General features: G+C 63.3%; 19 protein-coding genes. 15 read left to right on the top strand and 4 right to left on the bottom strand.

From position 1 onward, the window contains the following. Positions 1 to 320: 320 nt before the first annotated feature. On the top strand, positions 321 to 1,232 hold the full coding sequence (locus ACFPTO_RS04535) for an HTH-type transcriptional regulator ArgP (RefSeq protein WP_377709778.1): 912 nt from the start codon (positions 321 to 323) through the stop codon (positions 1,230 to 1,232). A 6-nt stretch (positions 1,233 to 1,238) separates the two neighbouring features. Here ACFPTO_RS04535 and ACFPTO_RS04530 read toward each other — a convergent pair whose 3' ends face one another. The 4 genes from ACFPTO_RS04530 to ACFPTO_RS04515 form a co-directional block, all read right to left on the bottom strand. Further along, positions 1,239 to 2,474: a sodium:solute symporter gene (locus ACFPTO_RS04530; RefSeq protein WP_377709776.1), complete on the bottom strand. Its 1,236-nt coding sequence runs from the start codon at positions 2,472 to 2,474 to the stop codon at positions 1,239 to 1,241. Next, entirely contained in the window at positions 2,471 to 3,418 is a 948-nt protein-coding gene (locus ACFPTO_RS04525) for a fatty acid desaturase family protein (protein ID WP_377709775.1), read from the bottom strand. The genes ACFPTO_RS04530 and ACFPTO_RS04525 overlap by 4 nt, the downstream gene beginning before the upstream one ends. Positions 3,419 to 3,921: 503 nt before the next feature. Further along, positions 3,922 to 4,131, bottom strand: coding sequence for a hypothetical protein (locus ACFPTO_RS04520; protein ID WP_377709773.1), 210 nt, complete (start codon positions 4,129 to 4,131; stop codon positions 3,922 to 3,924). A gap of 128 nt (positions 4,132 to 4,259) precedes the next feature. Beyond that, positions 4,260 to 4,706: a helix-turn-helix domain-containing protein gene (locus tag ACFPTO_RS04515; protein ID WP_377709771.1), complete on the bottom strand. Its 447-nt coding sequence runs from the start codon at positions 4,704 to 4,706 to the stop codon at positions 4,260 to 4,262. A gap of 107 nt (positions 4,707 to 4,813) precedes the next feature. Here ACFPTO_RS04515 and ACFPTO_RS04510 point away from each other — a divergent pair, with 107 nt between their 5' ends. From ACFPTO_RS04510 to ACFPTO_RS04440, 14 genes are all read left to right on the top strand, one after another. Further along, entirely contained in the window at positions 4,814 to 5,107 is a 294-nt protein-coding gene (locus ACFPTO_RS04510) for a helix-turn-helix transcriptional regulator (protein WP_377709769.1), read from the top strand. A gap of 34 nt (positions 5,108 to 5,141) precedes the next feature. Beyond that, complete coding sequence (locus ACFPTO_RS04505; protein ID WP_377709767.1) at positions 5,142 to 6,020, top strand: ParA family protein; 879 nt, start codon at positions 5,142 to 5,144, stop codon at positions 6,018 to 6,020. Beyond that, entirely contained in the window at positions 6,017 to 7,792 is a 1,776-nt protein-coding gene (locus tag ACFPTO_RS04500; RefSeq protein ID WP_377709766.1) for a ParB N-terminal domain-containing protein, read from the top strand. The genes ACFPTO_RS04505 and ACFPTO_RS04500 overlap by 4 nt, the downstream gene beginning before the upstream one ends. Further along, positions 7,789 to 8,454: a hypothetical protein gene (locus ACFPTO_RS04495; protein ID WP_377709764.1), complete on the top strand. Its 666-nt coding sequence runs from the start codon at positions 7,789 to 7,791 to the stop codon at positions 8,452 to 8,454. Before ACFPTO_RS04500 ends, ACFPTO_RS04495 begins: the two co-directional genes overlap by 4 nt. Further along, positions 8,447 to 8,941 carry a hypothetical protein gene (locus tag ACFPTO_RS04490; protein ID WP_377709763.1) on the top strand — a complete coding sequence of 165 codons (495 nt, stop codon included), beginning with the start codon at positions 8,447 to 8,449 and terminating at the stop codon, positions 8,939 to 8,941. The genes ACFPTO_RS04495 and ACFPTO_RS04490 overlap by 8 nt, the downstream gene beginning before the upstream one ends. Next, positions 8,938 to 10,461 (top strand): hypothetical protein, encoded by a 1,524-nt coding sequence (locus tag ACFPTO_RS04485; RefSeq protein WP_377709761.1) that lies wholly within the window; start codon positions 8,938 to 8,940, stop codon positions 10,459 to 10,461. The genes ACFPTO_RS04490 and ACFPTO_RS04485 overlap by 4 nt, the downstream gene beginning before the upstream one ends. A gap of 222 nt (positions 10,462 to 10,683) precedes the next feature. Beyond that, on the top strand, positions 10,684 to 11,754 hold the full coding sequence (locus tag ACFPTO_RS04480; protein WP_377709760.1) for a PFL_4669 family integrating conjugative element protein: 1,071 nt from the start codon (positions 10,684 to 10,686) through the stop codon (positions 11,752 to 11,754). 82 nt (positions 11,755 to 11,836) lie between these two features. Next, positions 11,837 to 12,247 carry a hypothetical protein gene (locus tag ACFPTO_RS04475; RefSeq protein ID WP_377709758.1) on the top strand — a complete coding sequence of 137 codons (411 nt, stop codon included), beginning with the start codon at positions 11,837 to 11,839 and terminating at the stop codon, positions 12,245 to 12,247. 130 nt (positions 12,248 to 12,377) lie between these two features. Continuing rightward, positions 12,378 to 12,941 carry a single-stranded DNA-binding protein gene (locus ACFPTO_RS04470; RefSeq protein ID WP_377709756.1) on the top strand — a complete coding sequence of 188 codons (564 nt, stop codon included), beginning with the start codon at positions 12,378 to 12,380 and terminating at the stop codon, positions 12,939 to 12,941. A 72-nt stretch (positions 12,942 to 13,013) separates the two neighbouring features. Further along, positions 13,014 to 13,274 carry a hypothetical protein gene (locus ACFPTO_RS04465; RefSeq protein WP_377709754.1) on the top strand — a complete coding sequence of 87 codons (261 nt, stop codon included), beginning with the start codon at positions 13,014 to 13,016 and terminating at the stop codon, positions 13,272 to 13,274. 47 nt (positions 13,275 to 13,321) lie between these two features. Beyond that, entirely contained in the window at positions 13,322 to 14,380 is a 1,059-nt protein-coding gene (locus ACFPTO_RS04460) for a DNA-methyltransferase (RefSeq protein ID WP_377709752.1), read from the top strand. Next, the gene (locus tag ACFPTO_RS04450; RefSeq protein ID WP_417629189.1) at positions 14,377 to 15,744 is read left to right on the top strand and encodes a DNA cytosine methyltransferase; all 1,368 of its coding nucleotides are present in this window, start codon (positions 14,377 to 14,379) and stop codon (positions 15,742 to 15,744) included. Before ACFPTO_RS04460 ends, ACFPTO_RS04450 begins: the two co-directional genes overlap by 4 nt. A 134-nt stretch (positions 15,745 to 15,878) precedes the next feature. Next, positions 15,879 to 17,129, top strand: coding sequence for a DNA topoisomerase (locus tag ACFPTO_RS04445; RefSeq protein WP_377709749.1), 1,251 nt, complete (start codon positions 15,879 to 15,881; stop codon positions 17,127 to 17,129). After that, on the top strand, positions 17,057 to 17,932 hold the full coding sequence (locus tag ACFPTO_RS04440; protein WP_377709977.1) for a DNA topoisomerase: 876 nt from the start codon (positions 17,057 to 17,059) through the stop codon (positions 17,930 to 17,932). Before ACFPTO_RS04445 ends, ACFPTO_RS04440 begins: the two co-directional genes overlap by 73 nt. The last annotated feature ends 106 nt before the right edge of the window (positions 17,933 to 18,038 follow it).

Raw genomic sequence — 18,038 nt, 5'->3', positions numbered from 1 at the left:
GTATCGCTGCCACAGTTCAATTTCTTTTGGTAAGAGATCCTATGGCAGACCAGTCATTAAGGATCAAAAGGAACCTCGGCAGTACGGTGCGATTGTCGAGCAGCTCGCGCGCGGGATGCCATGAGCGCCGACGTTTTTGGGCGGGGTCAATAACGGTTCGATGGTACCCATGGGTCGTCGTCGAGCATTCTGTCTGGCCATGTCCTCTCGCAGTCGAAACAACGAACAGGTTAGCAGGAAAAATCGTAGATAAGCAGCTTCCCACATCGGTTTTAGGCATCCTATGTGTTTTTTGGTTCATGGTTTTGAAGGGGCCTCGCATGTTGGATCGGCAGCAGCTTGAAACATTTGCAACGGTCCTGGATTGCCAGCACTTCAGGAAAGCGGCAGCAGTGCTCCATATATCGCCAGGCGCCGTGTCTCAACGGGTAAAGAACCTGGAGAGCGCTGTCGGTGCGACGCTGCTATTGCGTGAGCCGACGGTGATGCCGACTCACGCTGGCGAAGCGATTCTTCGCTACATCATGGCCGTGCGCCTGCTCGAGGAGGAGGCTTTCCGGATCATCAAGCCTGGAAAATTCCCACCCGTGAATATTGCTGTCGCCGTCAATGCAGACTCACTTGCGACCTGGTTCGAGCCGGTTTCTTGGGAACTTGCTGTTCAGCATATCGGGCTGGAGATACTTGTCGACGATCAGGATCACACAGTGACTGCGTTGGTCCGCGGTGATGTTAAAGGTTGCATCTCGACACAGCGAGAGCCGCGCACAGGATTCCAGGCTGACTTTGCAGGAGGGATGCGCTACCGCTGTGTCGCGACGCCCGAATTTGTTGAGACGCACCTGCCGAAGGGCATGACGCTGCCAGGAATACTGGACGTTCCGGCGATACTGTTTGATCGCAAGGATGCGATTCACGATAAATTTCTCTCGACGTTCTTCCGGGTGGACGTCGCCAGGTACCGGAAGCATTACTTCCCGTCGCCAACCGCGTTGCTGAACGCGATCCTGAACGGTCTCGGCTACGGTCTGGTGCCAGAGATGCAGATCGGCGCGCTGCTGGAATCGGGTGAATTAGTCGAACTTACGCCGGGACACAGTCTCCTGCTCGAGCTTTACTGGCATCACTGGGAATCGGAGCCTGAGCCCCTCGCGAAGATCACCACACTGGTCATGGAACACGCCCGACGCAGTCTTGTCCAGGAGATTCATGCGGCCGGCGCTGGCAACTGAGTCTGGTTACGATCGAAGACCTCGTTCGCCAGGGGCGAAATAATGCACCAGCAGCGGACAGGCGGAGGCCAGCGGTCCCGTCACCAGAACCATCCAACCGGGGACGCTGATGACATGCGTCCATGACAGTGTTGCCGTGAGCAACGCAACCGTGGAGCCGGAGATTATCATCGCTGAGGCATAGCGTGGCGTAACCCGGTGTCCGGCCTGATCGAAGATAAACAGCATCCCTACCGCGGAGATATAGATGGCGTTCAGTGAGATGATGGTTGAAACGATCGGCCGGCCGTCGATGGCAATGATCGAACAGAGCACTAAAATCAGGACACGGCAGGCGATCGGGTGATGGCGCGTGAGAGGGTGTAAATCCATCAGTGCGGTGCCCATCGCACGCGTCAGAGCCGTTCCAGATCCGAGTGCTGCCAGCATGATCACGCCGAGACAGACCGGGCCCACGCGCGTGCCTGTGTGCAGCATGATCCAGGGGATCGCACTGGCGTAGTCAGTCAGGCCAGCCAGTTTTCCGCTGTGCAACGCCGCCACGACCGTCGCGGCGGGCAAAAATCCGGCAGCGACAAGAAAGGAGCCGGCGAGGATGCAGCCCAGCCAGGCATCAACAGGTCGACGCGCTGCGATGACGAACTGTTGATAGTCAGATCCGGTGATCACGAGGAATCCGATGGAGATCACTGTGGCAAATGTTGCGGCAGGAGGAGCGGACTGTACCTCGTGGATGAACGACGGCCACGCGTAGAGGTACACCGGAAGCCCCCCCGACGTGACGAGAGCATGCAGCAATATCAGGTTGCTGGCGAGCAAGCCTACCGTGAAGAAGAGGGCGGCAACGCCGAGCTCAATGGATGAAATAGCGAGCAAGGCGACGGCGGTGACCAGGACCGAGGGGTATGTCGTGACTCCTGCGGTCGACAGCACGGCGACACTGCCGTGGATCTGCGCGGCAAGCACCCCGGACATCCAGACAACCGAGAGAACCGCGACGGCTCTCCGTACGACTGGACCATACTGGTTTCCAAGGACGTCCCAGATCGGCACGCCGCCGTGCCAGAGCTTTCGTGCGATGAACGCCAACGCGAACATGCCAAATGCCGTCACGATTGCATAGAGACTGCCCGCCATACCGGAATGCACGGCCATTTCTCCCGAGCCAAGCAGGAAAGCGATTCCACAGCTTGCCGACACGAGGAGGGCGGCAACACGAATTGCGCCTGGGCGGGTATTCACGTTTTTTCTCCTGTGTGAAGTGCCCACTCCCGAACCACCGCATCGGGGCCGGAAAAATACGAATGGCATATTCTTGCTGTGCTAGCGAAGTTCGGCACCTCGAGCAATCTGCGCTGTGCCTCGGGGAGGCGATGATAGGGCACCGCGGGAATCAAATGATGCGTCAGGTGGTAGCCATTGTTGCGTGGATGAATAATCCATCGCCAGACGCTGCGTGACGAGACGTCGCGCGTGTAGTTGAACACGCCGCCGGGACGTAGGCCGAAGTGGTCACAGAATTCGCGGAAGGTTGTAATCAGGTGGAACGCGGTGGCCCTGGCCACTATCCACAGGCCGAAGAATGCGGTCGCCAGGTGGGGCCCCGCGAGACGCATCACGGCGCCCAACACGAACATCCACCAGAGCAGAACGCCGGCTTTCTGCGAGAGCGTGGCCTTTCGGGAGTGAAGGTGTCCGAGGATGGAAGCTGCCCACGTGCGCGGCGTTATCAGGACTGCAAGGTACGGTTGCCACCAGCGATTTGCGGACGCTGGACACACATCGATGTAGTCGGGGTCCGCTTGCGGGTCGCCAAGCCATGCGTGGTGGCGGGCATGCGACTCACGATAAACGGCCAGACTGTTGAACAGCGGGGGCGCAATAAACAGCCTGGCGAGTGCGTCGTTGAGTTCAGGCGAAGTCGCAAGGTTTCGATGAGCGGCGTCGTGAAGGAGATTGCCCAGCGCCCGCTGCCGGTTGCCGATCCATGCGATGATGGCCGGAGCACAATACCATCCGAAGCGATGGAACAGAAACGTCGCGCCCACGATGCTCAGCCAGTCGAAGACGATATCCGCGAGCACCCGCAAACCATTCGGTGCGGTCATGGCCTGATGTATGGCATTCCATCCAGGGAAGGCGGACCGGATGAGGTCCTGGTCGTGGATGACAGCGCGATTCGTCATGAGCAACCTCGCCTGGGAACCAGTTGTAAATACTGCGGCCGACGCATCGCGTGCGGTCGGCGGCACGGGACTTTCATCTTAGGAAACGAGCGGAGGTCGTACAGCCTGTTCAGCAAATTTGCACGGCGTTCAGACGCTGCAATCGGAATGCAGGAAGGCACGTCGCGGTGGCCTGAATCCCGGATCGGTGAGTCAAGCACGAGCCTGTGCAGCCTGATAACACGAAACACGGCGGGACTGAAAACGCCGACATGAGACAAAGCTCTCGTATTTTGGCCGGCTCTGTTCGTCATCGATTTGCCAGGGAATGCGAATGAATTTTACTTTCTGACAGCTGCGGCGCGACAACGAACCTGTCGTGATCGTGAAGATCAGCATTGCGGGTATTTTCCGGGTGGGATCGGTTGACGATCGTAGACGCACCCTCCGATGCATGCGAGGGTCGGTGGTCAAATGGCGACGGTGGAGGGTAGTCGACAGACGTGGGAGTGCGGCACGGGGCGCTAGCGGCGTTTTTTAAGGTTGCCCTGTTGAAGTGAGATCCTGATGCGCATGCGGGATATGTTGCTGGGCACGACCACGTGAATATGGACGGGCGGAGCCGGTGTGACCTCGTCGCTGGTTTCGGAACGGTGGCACGAGCGCAGGGCGTCGCGCTCAATCTCGTCGCAGAGTTGTTCGATTTCCTTTCGCACCTCGTGCAGACGACCCATGTTCTTCCCCACGGCGGATACGCGATGCGACCAGATTCTTCGCATACGCGATCAACAGTCACGTGTGAAGATTAGCCCGCCAAGGAGGCTTTCTGACCTTTGTTTAGTATTTTTGCGCGTCGCTCACGTCAACGTGACGCCCGGGTCAGACGGTCGATCCGCGCATCGCTGAGAATGTCGTCGGCGTCCTCGCCGAGAAGCCGACATTGTTCGTACAGCAGCCCGATGAGCCGGGCCTTCTTTTTTGTTGCGAGTGGTGATTGCAGCCTTTTTTCGATCCGCTCTACGGTCGCCATGACGGCGTCGAGTGTCCGCTGGTCAAGACGGTAGCGCACATCGCGGTCGAGGAGCATCGCCCCTTCGCCGGTGAGCAGCCACACGGGATCCACTGCACACTGTTCGTGCAGGGCACGTACAACGTCGATGGGTATGGCGCGCTCGCCCCGCTCGTAATTTGCATAGGCGCGCAGTGATGTACCCAGACGCCCGGCCATCTTTTCCTGGGAGAGTTCGAGGTACTCACGGACCTGCGCGAGGCGTTGATGATATTCGTCGGGACCAACAGTGCTTGACATGTCTGTCCTGCGTTTCTAGAGTAAATTCGTGCCTTAATTATAGGCATCATTGAGTACTGGACAAGTCTGGACGTGCCTGGACCAGCAGGGTAGTTAATGGACAGGTCGTGCATGTGTTGTGCTGCAGGGAGGTCCTCACGGTGACGCGCTTCTATACGCTGGAGGAGATTGCGCGCGAGTTGCATATCGCGCCAGCCACCGCGCGCAACCGGTTGACGCTAGGGCAACCGATGCCTCCGTCCATCCGCATCGGACGGAGGCGACTCTTCCCGATCGACGAATTCGAGAGGTGGATCGCGTCGCAAATGATGCGGGCTGAGGCCGGTGAGACGTCGCCGGCAGAAGCGCCACCTCTACCAGACATCGCTTTATCACGCTGTACCCCAACACGCGAGTCCTGAGTTTAATTCATGATGTTGCACTGGAACCTCCACCGTGCCGGTCGTTATCTCCTTCGTTTCCACCAAGGGCGGCGTCGGTAAGACGACCGTCGCCGCCAACCTGGGCGGCCTGCTCGCAGCCTTCGGCATGAAGGTCCTCGAGATCGATGCAGATGTCCAGCCGAGTCTAAGCAGGTTCTTTCCCGTCCATTACCGTTCACCGCGAGGTCTGACCGCAGTGGTGACCTCCGGGGGCAACCCGTCGGGGGACTGTATCAGTCGCACGATCTTCTCGAATCTGGACCTGATCTACTCCGACACGGCAGACGCAGGCCTGCAGTCCTGGCTCAACCGTCGCGAGGACCGTCTGATGATCATGCGTCGTGCGATGCGCAGTCCGGTGCTGGAGTCGTACGATGTGGTGCTGATCGATACGCAGGGCGCGGTGGGGGAATTGCAGAAGTCCGCAGCGATGGCGGCGGACTACATGGTGTCCCCGGTCAAGCCTGACGCACTCAGTGCGGGCGAGTTTGCGTCTGGCACCGTGGCGATGCTCGATGAGCTCAACCGGCTCTCGGATTTTGGCGCATCGTTCCGTTCCGGCGACCTTTTCGTGCTGATCAACGCGCACGAAAGGACCGTCAACGCCCGCGTACTCACGCAGACGCTCCGCGCGCAGTTCGGCGCCGGGCCGAGGGTGCGTGTGCTCGACACGGTCGTACCATCGGCCGCGGCCTATGCGGGCGCCGCAATGTCCCGCATTCCGGTGCATGAATTCGATCGCCGGAGGTCGTTCCCGCGTTCGGCGTGGAATGTCATGCACGCGCTGGCCTGGGAACTGTTCCCCGCGCTGACCGGGCGGTACGCCGATGGCAGTCATGGCGTCCCATCCCATGAAGTGCGAAATCGTGCGCCGCTGGAGCGTGTAGCGTGAACAGGTTGCCACACACGGAGCTCCCGCACGACTGGTCAGGTGGTGATCATGAGGGTGACAAGGTAGAGCGGGCTGCGCTCAGGCTTGGCGTTGGAGCCCCCGGACCACGTACCGGCGAGGTCGCGCTGGTATCGACCATCCGGCTCAAGGTGATGGAGGTCACGACGTTCGAGCGCAATCCCCGGCGGGCTTCACCGGACCGCATCGCCGAACTGAAGGAATCGATCCGGATCAACGGCATCGAGCAGATCGTGACCGTCACGCGCCGACCATCGGAGAGCCGGTATGTGGTCGCCAAAGGTGGTAACTCGCGGCTGACGGCAGCCCAGGTGTTGTACTCGGAGGCGCAGGATCCGCGGTTCCTGTACCGGGACTTCCTGTATATCCCCTATCCAGGTGAAGCGAAGCTCCTGGCGGCACACCTCAGGGAAAACGAACAGCGTGCGGACCTGTGTTTCTGGGACAAGGCGGCCGGCTACCTTGCGCTGAAGGCCGATCTGGAGCAGGAACGGGGCGTCACCTTGTCGCTGCGCGAATTTGCCCGTCTGCTTGCTGAAGATGGGGCTCCGGTCAGTCACGTGCTGCTCTCGCTGTTCCAATTCGCGACGCAGCGGCTGGCCGCACTCGGTCCGGCAACCCTACTGCTTAGCCGCCGCAACGTGGTCGACGTGATTCAACCGGCGATCGGCGCCCTGGCGCGGCTCGCGCGCAGGTTTGAACATGATGATGACTGGTTGCAGCGTGAGGCTGTCAACGTGGCGCTGGAGCGTTTCGGTCTTGGGCTAGACCCCGGAGCCTGCCCCGGCTCGACGCACGAGCGTATGCTCGACACGGACGCCCTCGTGGACAGCCTGCAGCGACACTGTGCCGTTGCGCTGGGCATACCGGCAACCGCCGTGAAACCTTTGCTCGTGCTGCTGGCACGTGAGCCTGAAATTTCACCACAGCAGCTTCGCGAAGCTGCTGGCCAGACCGCCGTCGGCATGAGTGCGATGACGAAGCCTGCGCACCGACCTCCGGTGGAACCGCCGGCTCGGGCAGTGGAGACAGCACAGCGGGCCTCCGATGCGTCAAGCGGCGGCGACGCTGATGCGAGCTCATCTTCAACGTTTGCACAGACCGAGGCCGCGCGATTTTCCGCGACGGTCGCAAACGGTGATGCAAACGAAGGCGATGGGAATGTTGCGGATGAAGCGGTCCTGGCGCCCGACGCGGATGGGTCTCTGGTCGAGGCGCCTGCCGAGATTCGAGCGCGGGATGATCTTGTCGATCTGCATCGCGATATCCGCGCGTTCGCGACGCTGTGCGGTCTCGAGAACACATTGTGCGATGCTCCGGAACTGCCCTATGGTTTTATGGTGGATCTGCCCGACCCCGAGCAGACCGATCCACCACTCGATACGCAGGCCAGGCAGCACGAGACAGGTTACCGTCGGTACGTGGGCTGGTGGTGGCTGGTGAACCTGTCGCGGCAGAACACGCCCTGCGGGCTGACACACCTGCCGCCCGGAACGCGTTTCGGTGAAATCACTGGGGGCGAGGAACGCTGGTCGGACGCGTGCGACACGCACATCGGCGAACCGTTGCTTGCGGACCGGTTCGATCTCTTCTTCGACACGGCACTGAATCCTGCCAGCGAGATTGGCGGCCGGTATCTGGAACTGGTCGGGATCGCACGCGGATTCCGCGCAAGGCATCCTGCCCGGTTCCTGCCACCACGCTGGACCGAACTGGACGCAGACGCACTGCTGCGCAGGGGAGAGCGTCGATGAGCGATCATCTCATGCTGCTGCCATATTCCCCGCTACAGCACATGACGTTGCTGCTGCTTGTGGCAAGCGTCGCCCGCGATGGAATGCACTGGACCAGTCCGAACAATAAGGAAAACGAAGTTTCATGTGAAACACTCAACGGCGCGAGCCGTGACTTTGCTGTCGCTGTTCCCCGCGTCGTCGCCCGCGTGCTTGGCGATCCCCGCGCCGCGCAACATATCGAGGACCTGATTTCCTCGGGCACGATACGGCTCTTTCTCGACCCGGATCATCTCGCACGGCGGTGCGAACTGATCGAGCGGCAGTGGCGGGATGAGACACTGCTCGCCGGATTTGTCCGGGCGCAGGCGAGCCTGCCGATGATCCGCCGGTTTTTCCGGACCGCCACACGTTCGAGGGTGACGCAGTTGCGGCGGCAACTCGGCGTGATGGCGCCGGCCAAGCCACGCGGGTTAACTGGTGCCGAGCTCGATGCAATGCTTGAAACGTGGCGGGACTGCTCCAGCATACCGGACGCCCGCGAGCGGTATCTCGCGATTCACGACCACTACGATGGCCGGTACACACTGGCCACGATTTTCTCCGCGCTCGATGCCGGGCCGGAGCAGCGCGCTTCTGACTGTCCGTCTTCAACGATCAGCAAGGAGCCGTGCGATGTTTGACATGCGTGTTGACCCCGAAGGAAATCTGCTACCCGGCAAGACGTGGGACGATTCACCCGGCCTGCCGCCCGCGCAGACCCACATGCTGCTCTCGATGCTCGACGCGCCGATCGCCATCGACCGGTGTTTCGTTGAGGCCTGCGAGGATTTCGTAGCCGGTGCATTACTGACTGAACTCTCGGCGATCGAGAGCGAGACGACCGTCCCCGGCGCCTGGATCACCGTCGCGCCGGAAGATATCGAACGACGTATCGCACTTCCCGCCTCCCAGCAGACTGCAGCGCTTCGCGTACTTCTCGATCAGGGACTCGTCGAACATAGCCCGCGCGCGACGCATGTGGACGGGTTGCGCATCCGCTGGCCGGAGCTGCTCGCGTTGATCAGGCGCCGCGCGCAGGAGCGAACGGCCGGCATTCCGTGGCCGCCCCGGCGGCCTGATGATCCGTCAGCAAAGGGAACCGCTGTGGCATCGGGAGTCCGCTCATGAGCGCAGCCGACTACCTGAATCACTTCGAGGACCTGTGGCTGCGCCTGAAACCCTTTCGTCCGATCGCCTTTGGTACACGTCTCGCGCGTATCACCGGGCATCCGAAGGATGCGATGCTGCTTTCGCAGATGGTCTACTGGACACGGCGAGGACGGGACGTCGGCGAGAACGGCGGCTGGATTCACAAGACACGTGAACACTGGCGCATTGAGACCGGCCTCTCGCGCGACGAACAGGAGGGCGCCCGCGCGCGCCTGCGGAATCTGAACCTGGTGTCGGAGTGGCGGGGCGGGCGCGCCGCCTGCCTGCATTACCGGATCAACGTGCCGCTGATGTCCGAGCTGATTGACGGGTGCTGCACATTTGTTCGCCGACTGCCGATGAGTATCGAGGCGATGCGTGAGGACGAGTCCGCAGCGAGGGAGCTGCTCGGGCCTGTGGTGCCGTTCAGGCGTGCACTCGTTGACCTCACCGGCAGCTTCAACGCGGGCCTTGTACTCTCGCGCATGATCCAGGTCCAGCGGCAGACAGCGGACCGGCAGGGCATCTGGTTTGCGTTAACGGCGTGGGAGTGGAACCGCACCACCGGCATTAACCGGCGTCAGCTCGACAACGCAAAGCGGCGGCTCCGGCAGATGGGCATATTGCGCGAGGTCCGATACGCGGGGCGGGGTACACGCCTGTGGAGCCAGATCGACCCCGTCCGGTTGCACGCGTTGCTGGACGAATTCGCCGCGCGCTCACCGAACCCATCGCCAACGACGATCGCCAGCGCCGCGGACGCGATCCGCATTCCTCCGCTACCGTTCACGGACGTCTTGCCTGCTGTTACCCCGGGTAACAGGGCGGATAGCGCAACTTCGCCACCGCCTGAATGCCCCCTGCGCGTTGTTGCCGCCATCGGAATTTCGCCGACCAGAATTCGCCGACCTGCGGTCGCGCGGGATGTGCTGTTACCGTCGGCGGGTTTGGTCCGTTACCGTTGGCAGCAAACGTACGGTCCCAACGCGCGCGCGTATAAGAGGATTACATATTCGACTACAACACCCACCGGTGCGATCACGTCGGGATGGCTGCGCCTGCTGGCTGGCACGCGGGCGGATGTGGGCGTGGGTTTTCTAAACGACGGCGTTGAGCGCGCGCTAGAGCCAGGCGCTAGCGCGTTGACCTGGCCTTCGGTCGTCAGTGCAGCGGAACGTGGCCCCGTTTGCCAGTACCTGGCAAGGGTTCCCGTGCGCGACCGGCAACTGCTGCTCGATGAGATGGCAGCGGGTCATCGGCATCAGACAGTCCGGTTTCCTGTTGCTTACATCGGTGAACTCGTGCGCCGGTATCTGGCCGGTGAGTTCGTGGCCACGCGCGCGTACCGTGAAGCCGAGGCTCGCGAGCGCTCGGGACGCGCTCATCGCGATCCGGATCCTGGCGACTCGCGGGTCACGCCTCCGGACATTGCCCGCGCTCATCTGGCCAGCCTGCGCGCACACCTCGGCCAGCGTGGCGCTGGAGCCCGCCGTGTGTGACCGGACCATTTCTGTCTCGCCTGCCGCACGTGTTACCCGGGGTAACAACATCGCTGGCGGACCGGATCTGCTTTGCGCATGCCGGATCTGCTGTGTTACCCGGGGTAACACAGCAGATCCGGCGACCGCGCGTCAACCCGACGTGTTACCCCGGGTAACACGTGCGGCCGATGACCGGCACGCCTTGCCCGACCACCCGATTCCCGTGAGGAGGACCCGCTCATGAGCAGCGAAACAATCCCGGTCGACGTGTCCCTTGACGCCTTCGCGCGCTCGGCGGCGTCGCCGTTTCCCGACGGTTACGACATCGAGGCGGAGCGCTACACGCTGGCGCAGCTTCTTGCGTCCGACGACCCGGACCCGGCCGATCCGCTGTTCGGCCGCTACCAGCTATTCCTTGAGCGTGAGGAAGCACTGCGTGACGCGCAGGCGCGAGACGCGTTGCGACAGTCGGCCGACCCGGTTGTGCCGACCGCTCAGGCGCTGGAGATCACGCGTATCGGGCAGCTCACGAGCGAGGGCGGCGATCGCATGCACCTGCATACACGCGATGCCATGCGCCTCTTTCTTGGGCGCACCGTCTCGCCGGGCGAAGCAGGGCACCCGATGGCGGGTGGCCGGCGTGTAGCTGCCGCATTGCGTGCGCTCTGGTCGCTGTCGGGTAACGACAATCCGTACGCGGACTGGAAGCTCGTCGAGATCGCGGAGCGCATCGCCGGTATCCGGCGCGCTGGTGAACTCGAACTGCAACATGCCAGGGCGCTGCTCGATGCGGCACGGCAGAAGGGACTGGACTACACCATCCTGCAGTCGCGTGAACCGGCGAACGTATCGCTGGGCTTCACGTCACCCTATGGCTACATGGTCGTCATGCTGCTCGTGGAACTCGATTACCTGGTGCGCGTGATCCGCTCGGCGGTGCTGCGCGACCTGCTGGCCTCCGCAGACGGGCAGCGACGGATTGGCTCGGCGAAACACCGGTGCCTGTCGGTGTTCCATTTCGCGGTCCACTGCCAGCGCGCGCTCACCCGTCCCGAGATGCTGCCGCTTGCGCGCCACGACTTCCTGCCGGGTGCAGACACTGCCGCAATGCGTCGGGTCGAAGCGGCGAGGGCGCTACTTGGGGCCATCCCGCGCGACGTTTTCACCGGCGAGCGGCAGCCGCGGCACAGCCGGCGGCGCGTGAACCGGCTCTCGGACGCGGAACTGCGTCTGCTCGACAGTGTCCCGCTGTCCGGCGACGACGCTGATACCGTCGACGCGAAAGCTGCGGCAGACGCACTGGTGCAATGATGCGAGGGCTGCGGCAATGACGAACCGGTTTCCGCCTCTGGATCGACGTTTAAAGGCCTTTAAGGGTAAGGGGGAGGCGACCTTGTTGCTGCCCGTGGCCCAGGTGGCTGGACGCAGCGCCTTTCGCGTGCTGCTTCGTACCTACGAGCACTGGCTTGAAGAGACCGTGGGCGAGATGCAGGCGCTGGCACGCGAGAGCAGCGAAGCGGGGCTCGATGCCTCGCTGCGGTGCGCGCGCATTGCGCTGGCAAGCGGCGCGACACGCCACCGTCTCGACTGGTTCCTGCGCGGCGAGCCGCATGCGGTGCCGTACTCACGGGTGCAGTCCTGTTTCAGCCGGATACCGGCACCGCTACGCGCTTACCTGCAGCAATGCCAGTCGCGCGCGAAGGAGCTCAACGCGCTCGAATCCGTGTTCCGTTATGCGGCGAGCCAGCTCGCGATGTATCTGGAGCACGGCACGGTCAAGGTCCGTCGACGCGACGACACCTGACCTGCGTGCCGACGTTCGTTGATGCGACAACCGCGGACCCCTCAGGCTGACGCAGAGCAGCCCTTGACAACAACAGGCGGTGGACAGCGCGTTCGATTCACCGGGGCCATCCTGATGAACGGAGTCCGCTATGGGTATCTACGCAGAACTGGTCGGTAACGTGCTGGCGTCGCCGATGATGAAACAGGTCAACACGGCCGGCGGTACGCGTCGCATTGTCGAACTGCGCGTCATGTCGGCCAGCTACCGGCGCCTCGAGGACGGCACGCTGGAGCAGCGCGACGGACGCACCTTTCCCGTTGACGTGACGGTCTGGAACGAGCGTCTGACCGAACGCGTCCTCCAGCACATCCGCACCGGCGCCAGCGTCGTCGTGCGGGGCGATCTTTACGTCAGTCCCTGGATCACCCGCGAGAACGAGGCCGATGCCGGTGCCCACATCGACGCGGAATCCATCTCCCTGAATCTCGTGCGCATTGAGCAGGTCGTATACCGGCCTCGCCAGCCACGGGATGCGGGTGATCAGACCCAGGATGGCGCCCCGGCCCCGGGCAGCCCGGACGATGATCCCGCTGACGTTGCCCGATCAGAGCCCGAGCGACCGCAGGGCGACGCGACAGGGGAAACCTCCGGCGCACCGGAGCAGCCAGCTGGCCGGCGGCCGCGTCGCGCATCGGGTTCCGCAACCCGGTAGTCCACGTTGCTCATTGCGCGCACGGGTGATTCAACACGCGCTCCGTGCGCGACGACCCTGCAGGAGGATAACGTGGAGCTGACGAACGTGAGGTGTCCGGTGTGGCCGGACGCGCAGGAACTCAGGATGTTGCGGGCGCTGGTGCAGGAGGGTCTCGAGGCGTCCCGGGAGGGGCCGTATGCTGCGCAGTTTCATGGCTGGTGCATACGGATTTTTCGGCTGACCATCCCGCTGACGCATTCGGCGCACGTCGAAATTCGTTCCCGTGATGGCGCGGCGTGGTCATGCGTCGCCTCGGGGAAAATCTGCTACATCGATGGCGAGGTGGTGTGATGGAAGCCGTCCGTTGGGTCGACGCCTGCCACTTTGGCGACTGCCGCATGCTGATGGCCCGCATGGCGGCGGACGGGATACGCGTACAGACGGTGGTGACAAGCCCACCTTATTACGGACTACGATCGTATCTGCCGGACAGTGCGCCAGCGCGACAGCATGAACTCGGCCTGGAACGCACACCGCGCGAATACGTGGACCGGATGGTTGATGTGTTCAGGCATGTCCGTGCGCTGCTTGCAGAGGACGGTACGGTGTGGCTGTCGATTGGCGACAGCTATGCGGCGAATCGCCCGTGGCAAACCGCCAGCACGCTCGGTGGCCACAAGCATGGACCGGCTCAGGGTGTCGCGGGTCGTGCCAGCGCGGTGCCACCTGGCCTGAAGGCGAAGGACCTGATCGGCATTCCCTGGATGCTGGCGTTCGCGCTGCGCGACGATGGCTGGTACCTGCGTTCGGCGATTGTCTGGGCAAAGCCCAATGGCATGCCGGGCAGTCAGTCCGATCGTCCGACCTCTTCGTACGAGTACGTGTTCCTCCTGTCAAGACGAGCGCGCTATTACAGCGATTTTGATGCGATCAGGACGCCCCCGCGCGAGTCGACGCTCGTGCGTCTTGCGCAGGATGTGCAGGCGCAACGTGGCAGCCATCGCGCAAACGGCGGGGCGCGCGCCGCGCGTCCGATGCGGGCTGTCGCCGGGAGCCGTGGCGGCCAGCACTGGACGACCCGGGATGGCCGCAGGGAAGTCGTTGCAGACAAACAGCGCGGGCACTCGCGCCAGCACGCCGGGTTCAACGAACGATGGGCCAGGGACGTGCAGGCGGCCACGCGGCCGGTGATGATGCGCGACGTCTGGTTTGTCGCGCCGGGGGGCTATCGGGGAGCGCACTTCGCGGTGATGCCACTGGAGATCGCGAGGCGTTGCGTGCTGGCGGGCAGCCGACCCGGTGACGTGGTGCTCGATCCATTCATGGGCAGCGGGACAACGGCGGAGGCGGCCGTGGGCCTCGCGCGTCATTTCGTGGGCTGCGAACTCAACGCTGCCTACAACTCGTTGCAGCGCGAACGTCTCGCGCAGGTGGGGCCGGAAGATGATACGCCATGACCGCCTGGTACAACGAACACGATCCGTATGCGGCGCAATGGCTGCGCAACCTGATCGCGGCCCGGCTGATCGCGCCAGGCGACGTCGATGAAAGGGATATCCGCGATGTCACGCCGCAGGAACTTGCCCGCTACGACCAGTGCCACTTCTTTGCCGGCATCGGAACGTGGTCGTACGCCCTGCGCCTTGCCGGCTGGCCGGATGGTCGCCCGGTCTGGACCGGCAGCTGTCCGTGCCAGCCGTTCAGCGCAGCGGGTCGCGGACTCGGATTCGCGGACGAACGGCATCTCTGGCCCGCATGGTTCCGTCTCATTGCGCAGTGTCGCCCTGGCGTCGTGTTTGGCGAACAGGTTGCAAGCCGCGACGGCCTTGAGTGGCTCGACCTTGTTCACGCTGACCTGGAAGGAGCGGGCTACGCCGTCGGGGCGGTCGATCTCTGCGCTGCGAGCGTCGGTGCGCCGCACATCCGGCAGCGGCTGTGGTTCGTGGCCCACGCCGCTCGCGCAGCAGGCGAACGGCACGCCGGAGGCATTCCTCGCGCGCAAGCGTCGCGCTGTCGCCCGCGGCGCGCGCATGGGCGTATCGCTGACCGACCTGCAGATGGTCGCGCAGCTCGCCGCCTGGTGGCCGACACCCACCTGTCCGAACGGCGGACGCACGCCGAAGGGCGGGCAGATGTCGCCCACCGGCAAAACGCCGGACGGCCGCAAGCGTCAGGTCGATCTCGCGTGGATGGCGAAACTCGCGTCGTGGCCCACCCTGCAGACGAGCGATGCAAGCGGCGGCGGACAAGCCAAACGAGCGACGGGGGTCGCGGGGACGGCAGACGCAACGCGCCACGGGTCGAACCTGAACGACTTCGCCATGCTCGCGGCGTGGCCGACACCGACCGCCGCGCTAGCCGCAAAGAACGTCCGGTCACTCGCGGGCGCGCTGGCCGAGGTAGCGCGACGGGGCGGGCCACAGGATCTGTGTGCGGCGGCGATGCTCGCCATTACCGGGCAGGGCAATGGCATGACGCTCAGCCCGGCGGGATGGGCCACGCCGACAAGTCTTGCGCCCGCGCACAACGGCCGCAGCGCGGCCGGCAATTCCGCCGGGCTGGTGGCGATCCGCGAGCAGGCGCTTGCCATGCTCCCGCTGCGGTTAACGGCTTCTGGCAGGATGCTGACTGGATCGGATGCCGCGACGGCCGCTTCCGGCCAGTTGAGCCCGGCACATTCCCGCTGGCTCATGGCGCTCCCGCGCGAGTGGGACGACTGCGCGCCTACGGCAACGCGATCGTCGCCACGGCAGCGGCCGCCTTCATCGAGGCCGCAGAAGACGCGATGACAGACGTCGGGAGGGGCGGAAATAAAAAATAATATGTAATCCATATTAAATAATGGGTGATGCTGAAGACGCGGGAAAGCTGGCTTCGGTAAACGGGAAATGACAACGCCCGATTCGGGTGGCGCGCGTGACCAGGGGAGCAGACCTTGTCCATCCGGAGGTCTGCATGAAGCTGTTCATCTGCGAAAAGCCGTCCCAGGCAAAGGATCTGGCGCCGCACGTCTGTGCGCGTGGACGCATCATCGGTGCGTTCACCGGGAACGATGTGACGGTGACCTGGTGCATCGGCCACCTCGTCGAGCAGGCGAAGCCGGAGCAGTATGTGCTCGCACTGGCGAGATGGAATCTCGATCTGCTACCGGTCCTTCCCCGGCAGTGGGCGGTGCAGGTCAAGCCATCTGTGAAGACCCAGTTCGACATTGTCGTGAGGTTGATCCGGCAAGCCCAGGACATCGTCATTGCCACAGACGCGGATCGAGAGGGCGAGGTGATCGCGCGTGAGGTGATGCAGATCGCGGGCTACAGCGGACCGGTTTCGCGGCTGTGGCTCTCGGCGATGGACGCCGCGTCCATACGCAAGGCTTTGGCTCATTTGCTGCCCGGCGCGAAGACGCTGCCGCTGTATTTTTCCGGTCGGGGTCGCGCGCACGCCGACTGGCTCGCCGGCATGAATCTGACAATGGCGCTCACGTCGGCCTTCGGTAGCGGCGGGCGCGAGGGTACCTGGCATGTGGGCCGTGTCCAGACGCCGGTACTGGCGCTGGTGGTGCGTCGCGAGCGTGAGATCCGCGCATTTATCCCGAAGACTTTCTACGAGCTTCGCGCGGTCTTCAGTCTCGCCGAAACGGAAGTACCGGTGCAATGGGTCGTGCCGCCGACGCTGGCAGGTGACGCGGGGCACGCGACAGATGAAGCGAAGGTGAAGGTGGTTGCTGCACGTGTGCGGGGGCGTGCGGGACGGATCGGGCGCGTGGAGACGACACCTGAACGCGAGCTCGCACCGCTGCCATTCAGTCTCGGCAGCCTGCAGCGCGAGGCGTCGGCCCGGTACGGTCTGAAAGCGGCCGCTGTGCTTGATGCTTGCCAGGCGCTCTATGAAGTCCACAAGGTGGCGACCTATCCGCGCACGGACTGCGAGTATCTGCCCGCGTCGATGTTCATGGGTGCCCCGACGACCCTCTCTGCGATCGCGTCGGTCGATGCAACGCTGCGGCCTCTCGCGGACGAGGCTACGCTCGACAGCCCCGGCCGCGCGTTCAATGACGCCAGGATCACTGCACACCACGCGATCATTCCGACGGCAAACAGCGCAGTCAGGTTGTCGGCGTTCAGCAGAATTGGCGCATCGTCTACGACCAGATCTGCCGCCGGTATCTCGCGCAGTTTCTCGGCGATTACGAATATCTGCGTACCGTGATTGAGCTGACCTGCGAAGGTGAGCTTTTCCGGGTGACGGGCACGACACCCACGACGTCAGGATGGCGGACAGTACTGGAGGTTGGGAAGGGCAAGACGGCACCCGATGCCGATGAAGAAACGAAAGGGAACGAAGCGCCTGCACTGCCTGTCGTCCGGGAGGGCCAGCCTGCACCGAATGTCGCTTGCGACGTCGAGCGGCGGCAGACGAAGCCGCCGAAGCGCTATACGGAGGGCACGCTCCTCGCCGCGATGGAGTCGGTCGATCGCGCAATCAGCGACGAGCGACTGAAGAAGATCATGCGCACGAAAGAGAAGGCCGGTATTGGCACCGATGCGACGCGTGCCGGCATCATTGAAAACCTGTTTCACCGGAGGTACATCGGCAATCACGCGAAGCAGAAGAAGCAGATCATGCCGCTTGAGCGTGGAGATGCGTTGATCGTGCTGCTCGAGCGGGTGGCGCCCGAACTGGCGGATCCGGTCCTGACCGCGGAATGGGAGGACCGGCTGATGCAGATCGAAGCGGGGCAACTCGATCTCGCGCAGTTCGAGGCGGACCTCGGTGCGTGGGTGCGGCAACTCGTCGAGCGCATCCGCGCGCAGCGCAGCAAGGTCGTTGACGGCATGCCGGTCGGGACGTCGGAGATCGTCGTGGCGTGTCCGGCCTGTGGTGCACCGATGCGGCGGATCAAGGGTTCGCGTGGCTACTTCTGGGGCTGTACGGCGTTTCGCACGGGTTGCCGGGGCACATTGCCCGATGCCGATGGCGCGCCGGTCACACGCGATACAAGGGCGGGGTGACGCGATACGTTGCGATAGGACATCGATCTGGACATGCGGGACGTGCCAAGAAGCTCGTCGGGCATATTGCGTTGTGTAAAGCAAACCGGCCTCGAAGAAGTGCTGT

The organism is Paraburkholderia denitrificans (genome assembly GCF_042655705.1).
Taxonomy (GTDB): Bacteria; Pseudomonadota; Gammaproteobacteria; order Burkholderiales; family Burkholderiaceae; genus Paraburkholderia; species Paraburkholderia denitrificans.
Note: the sequence above shows the minus strand (reverse complement) of the source record. Positions and strands in the feature narration are given on the sequence as shown.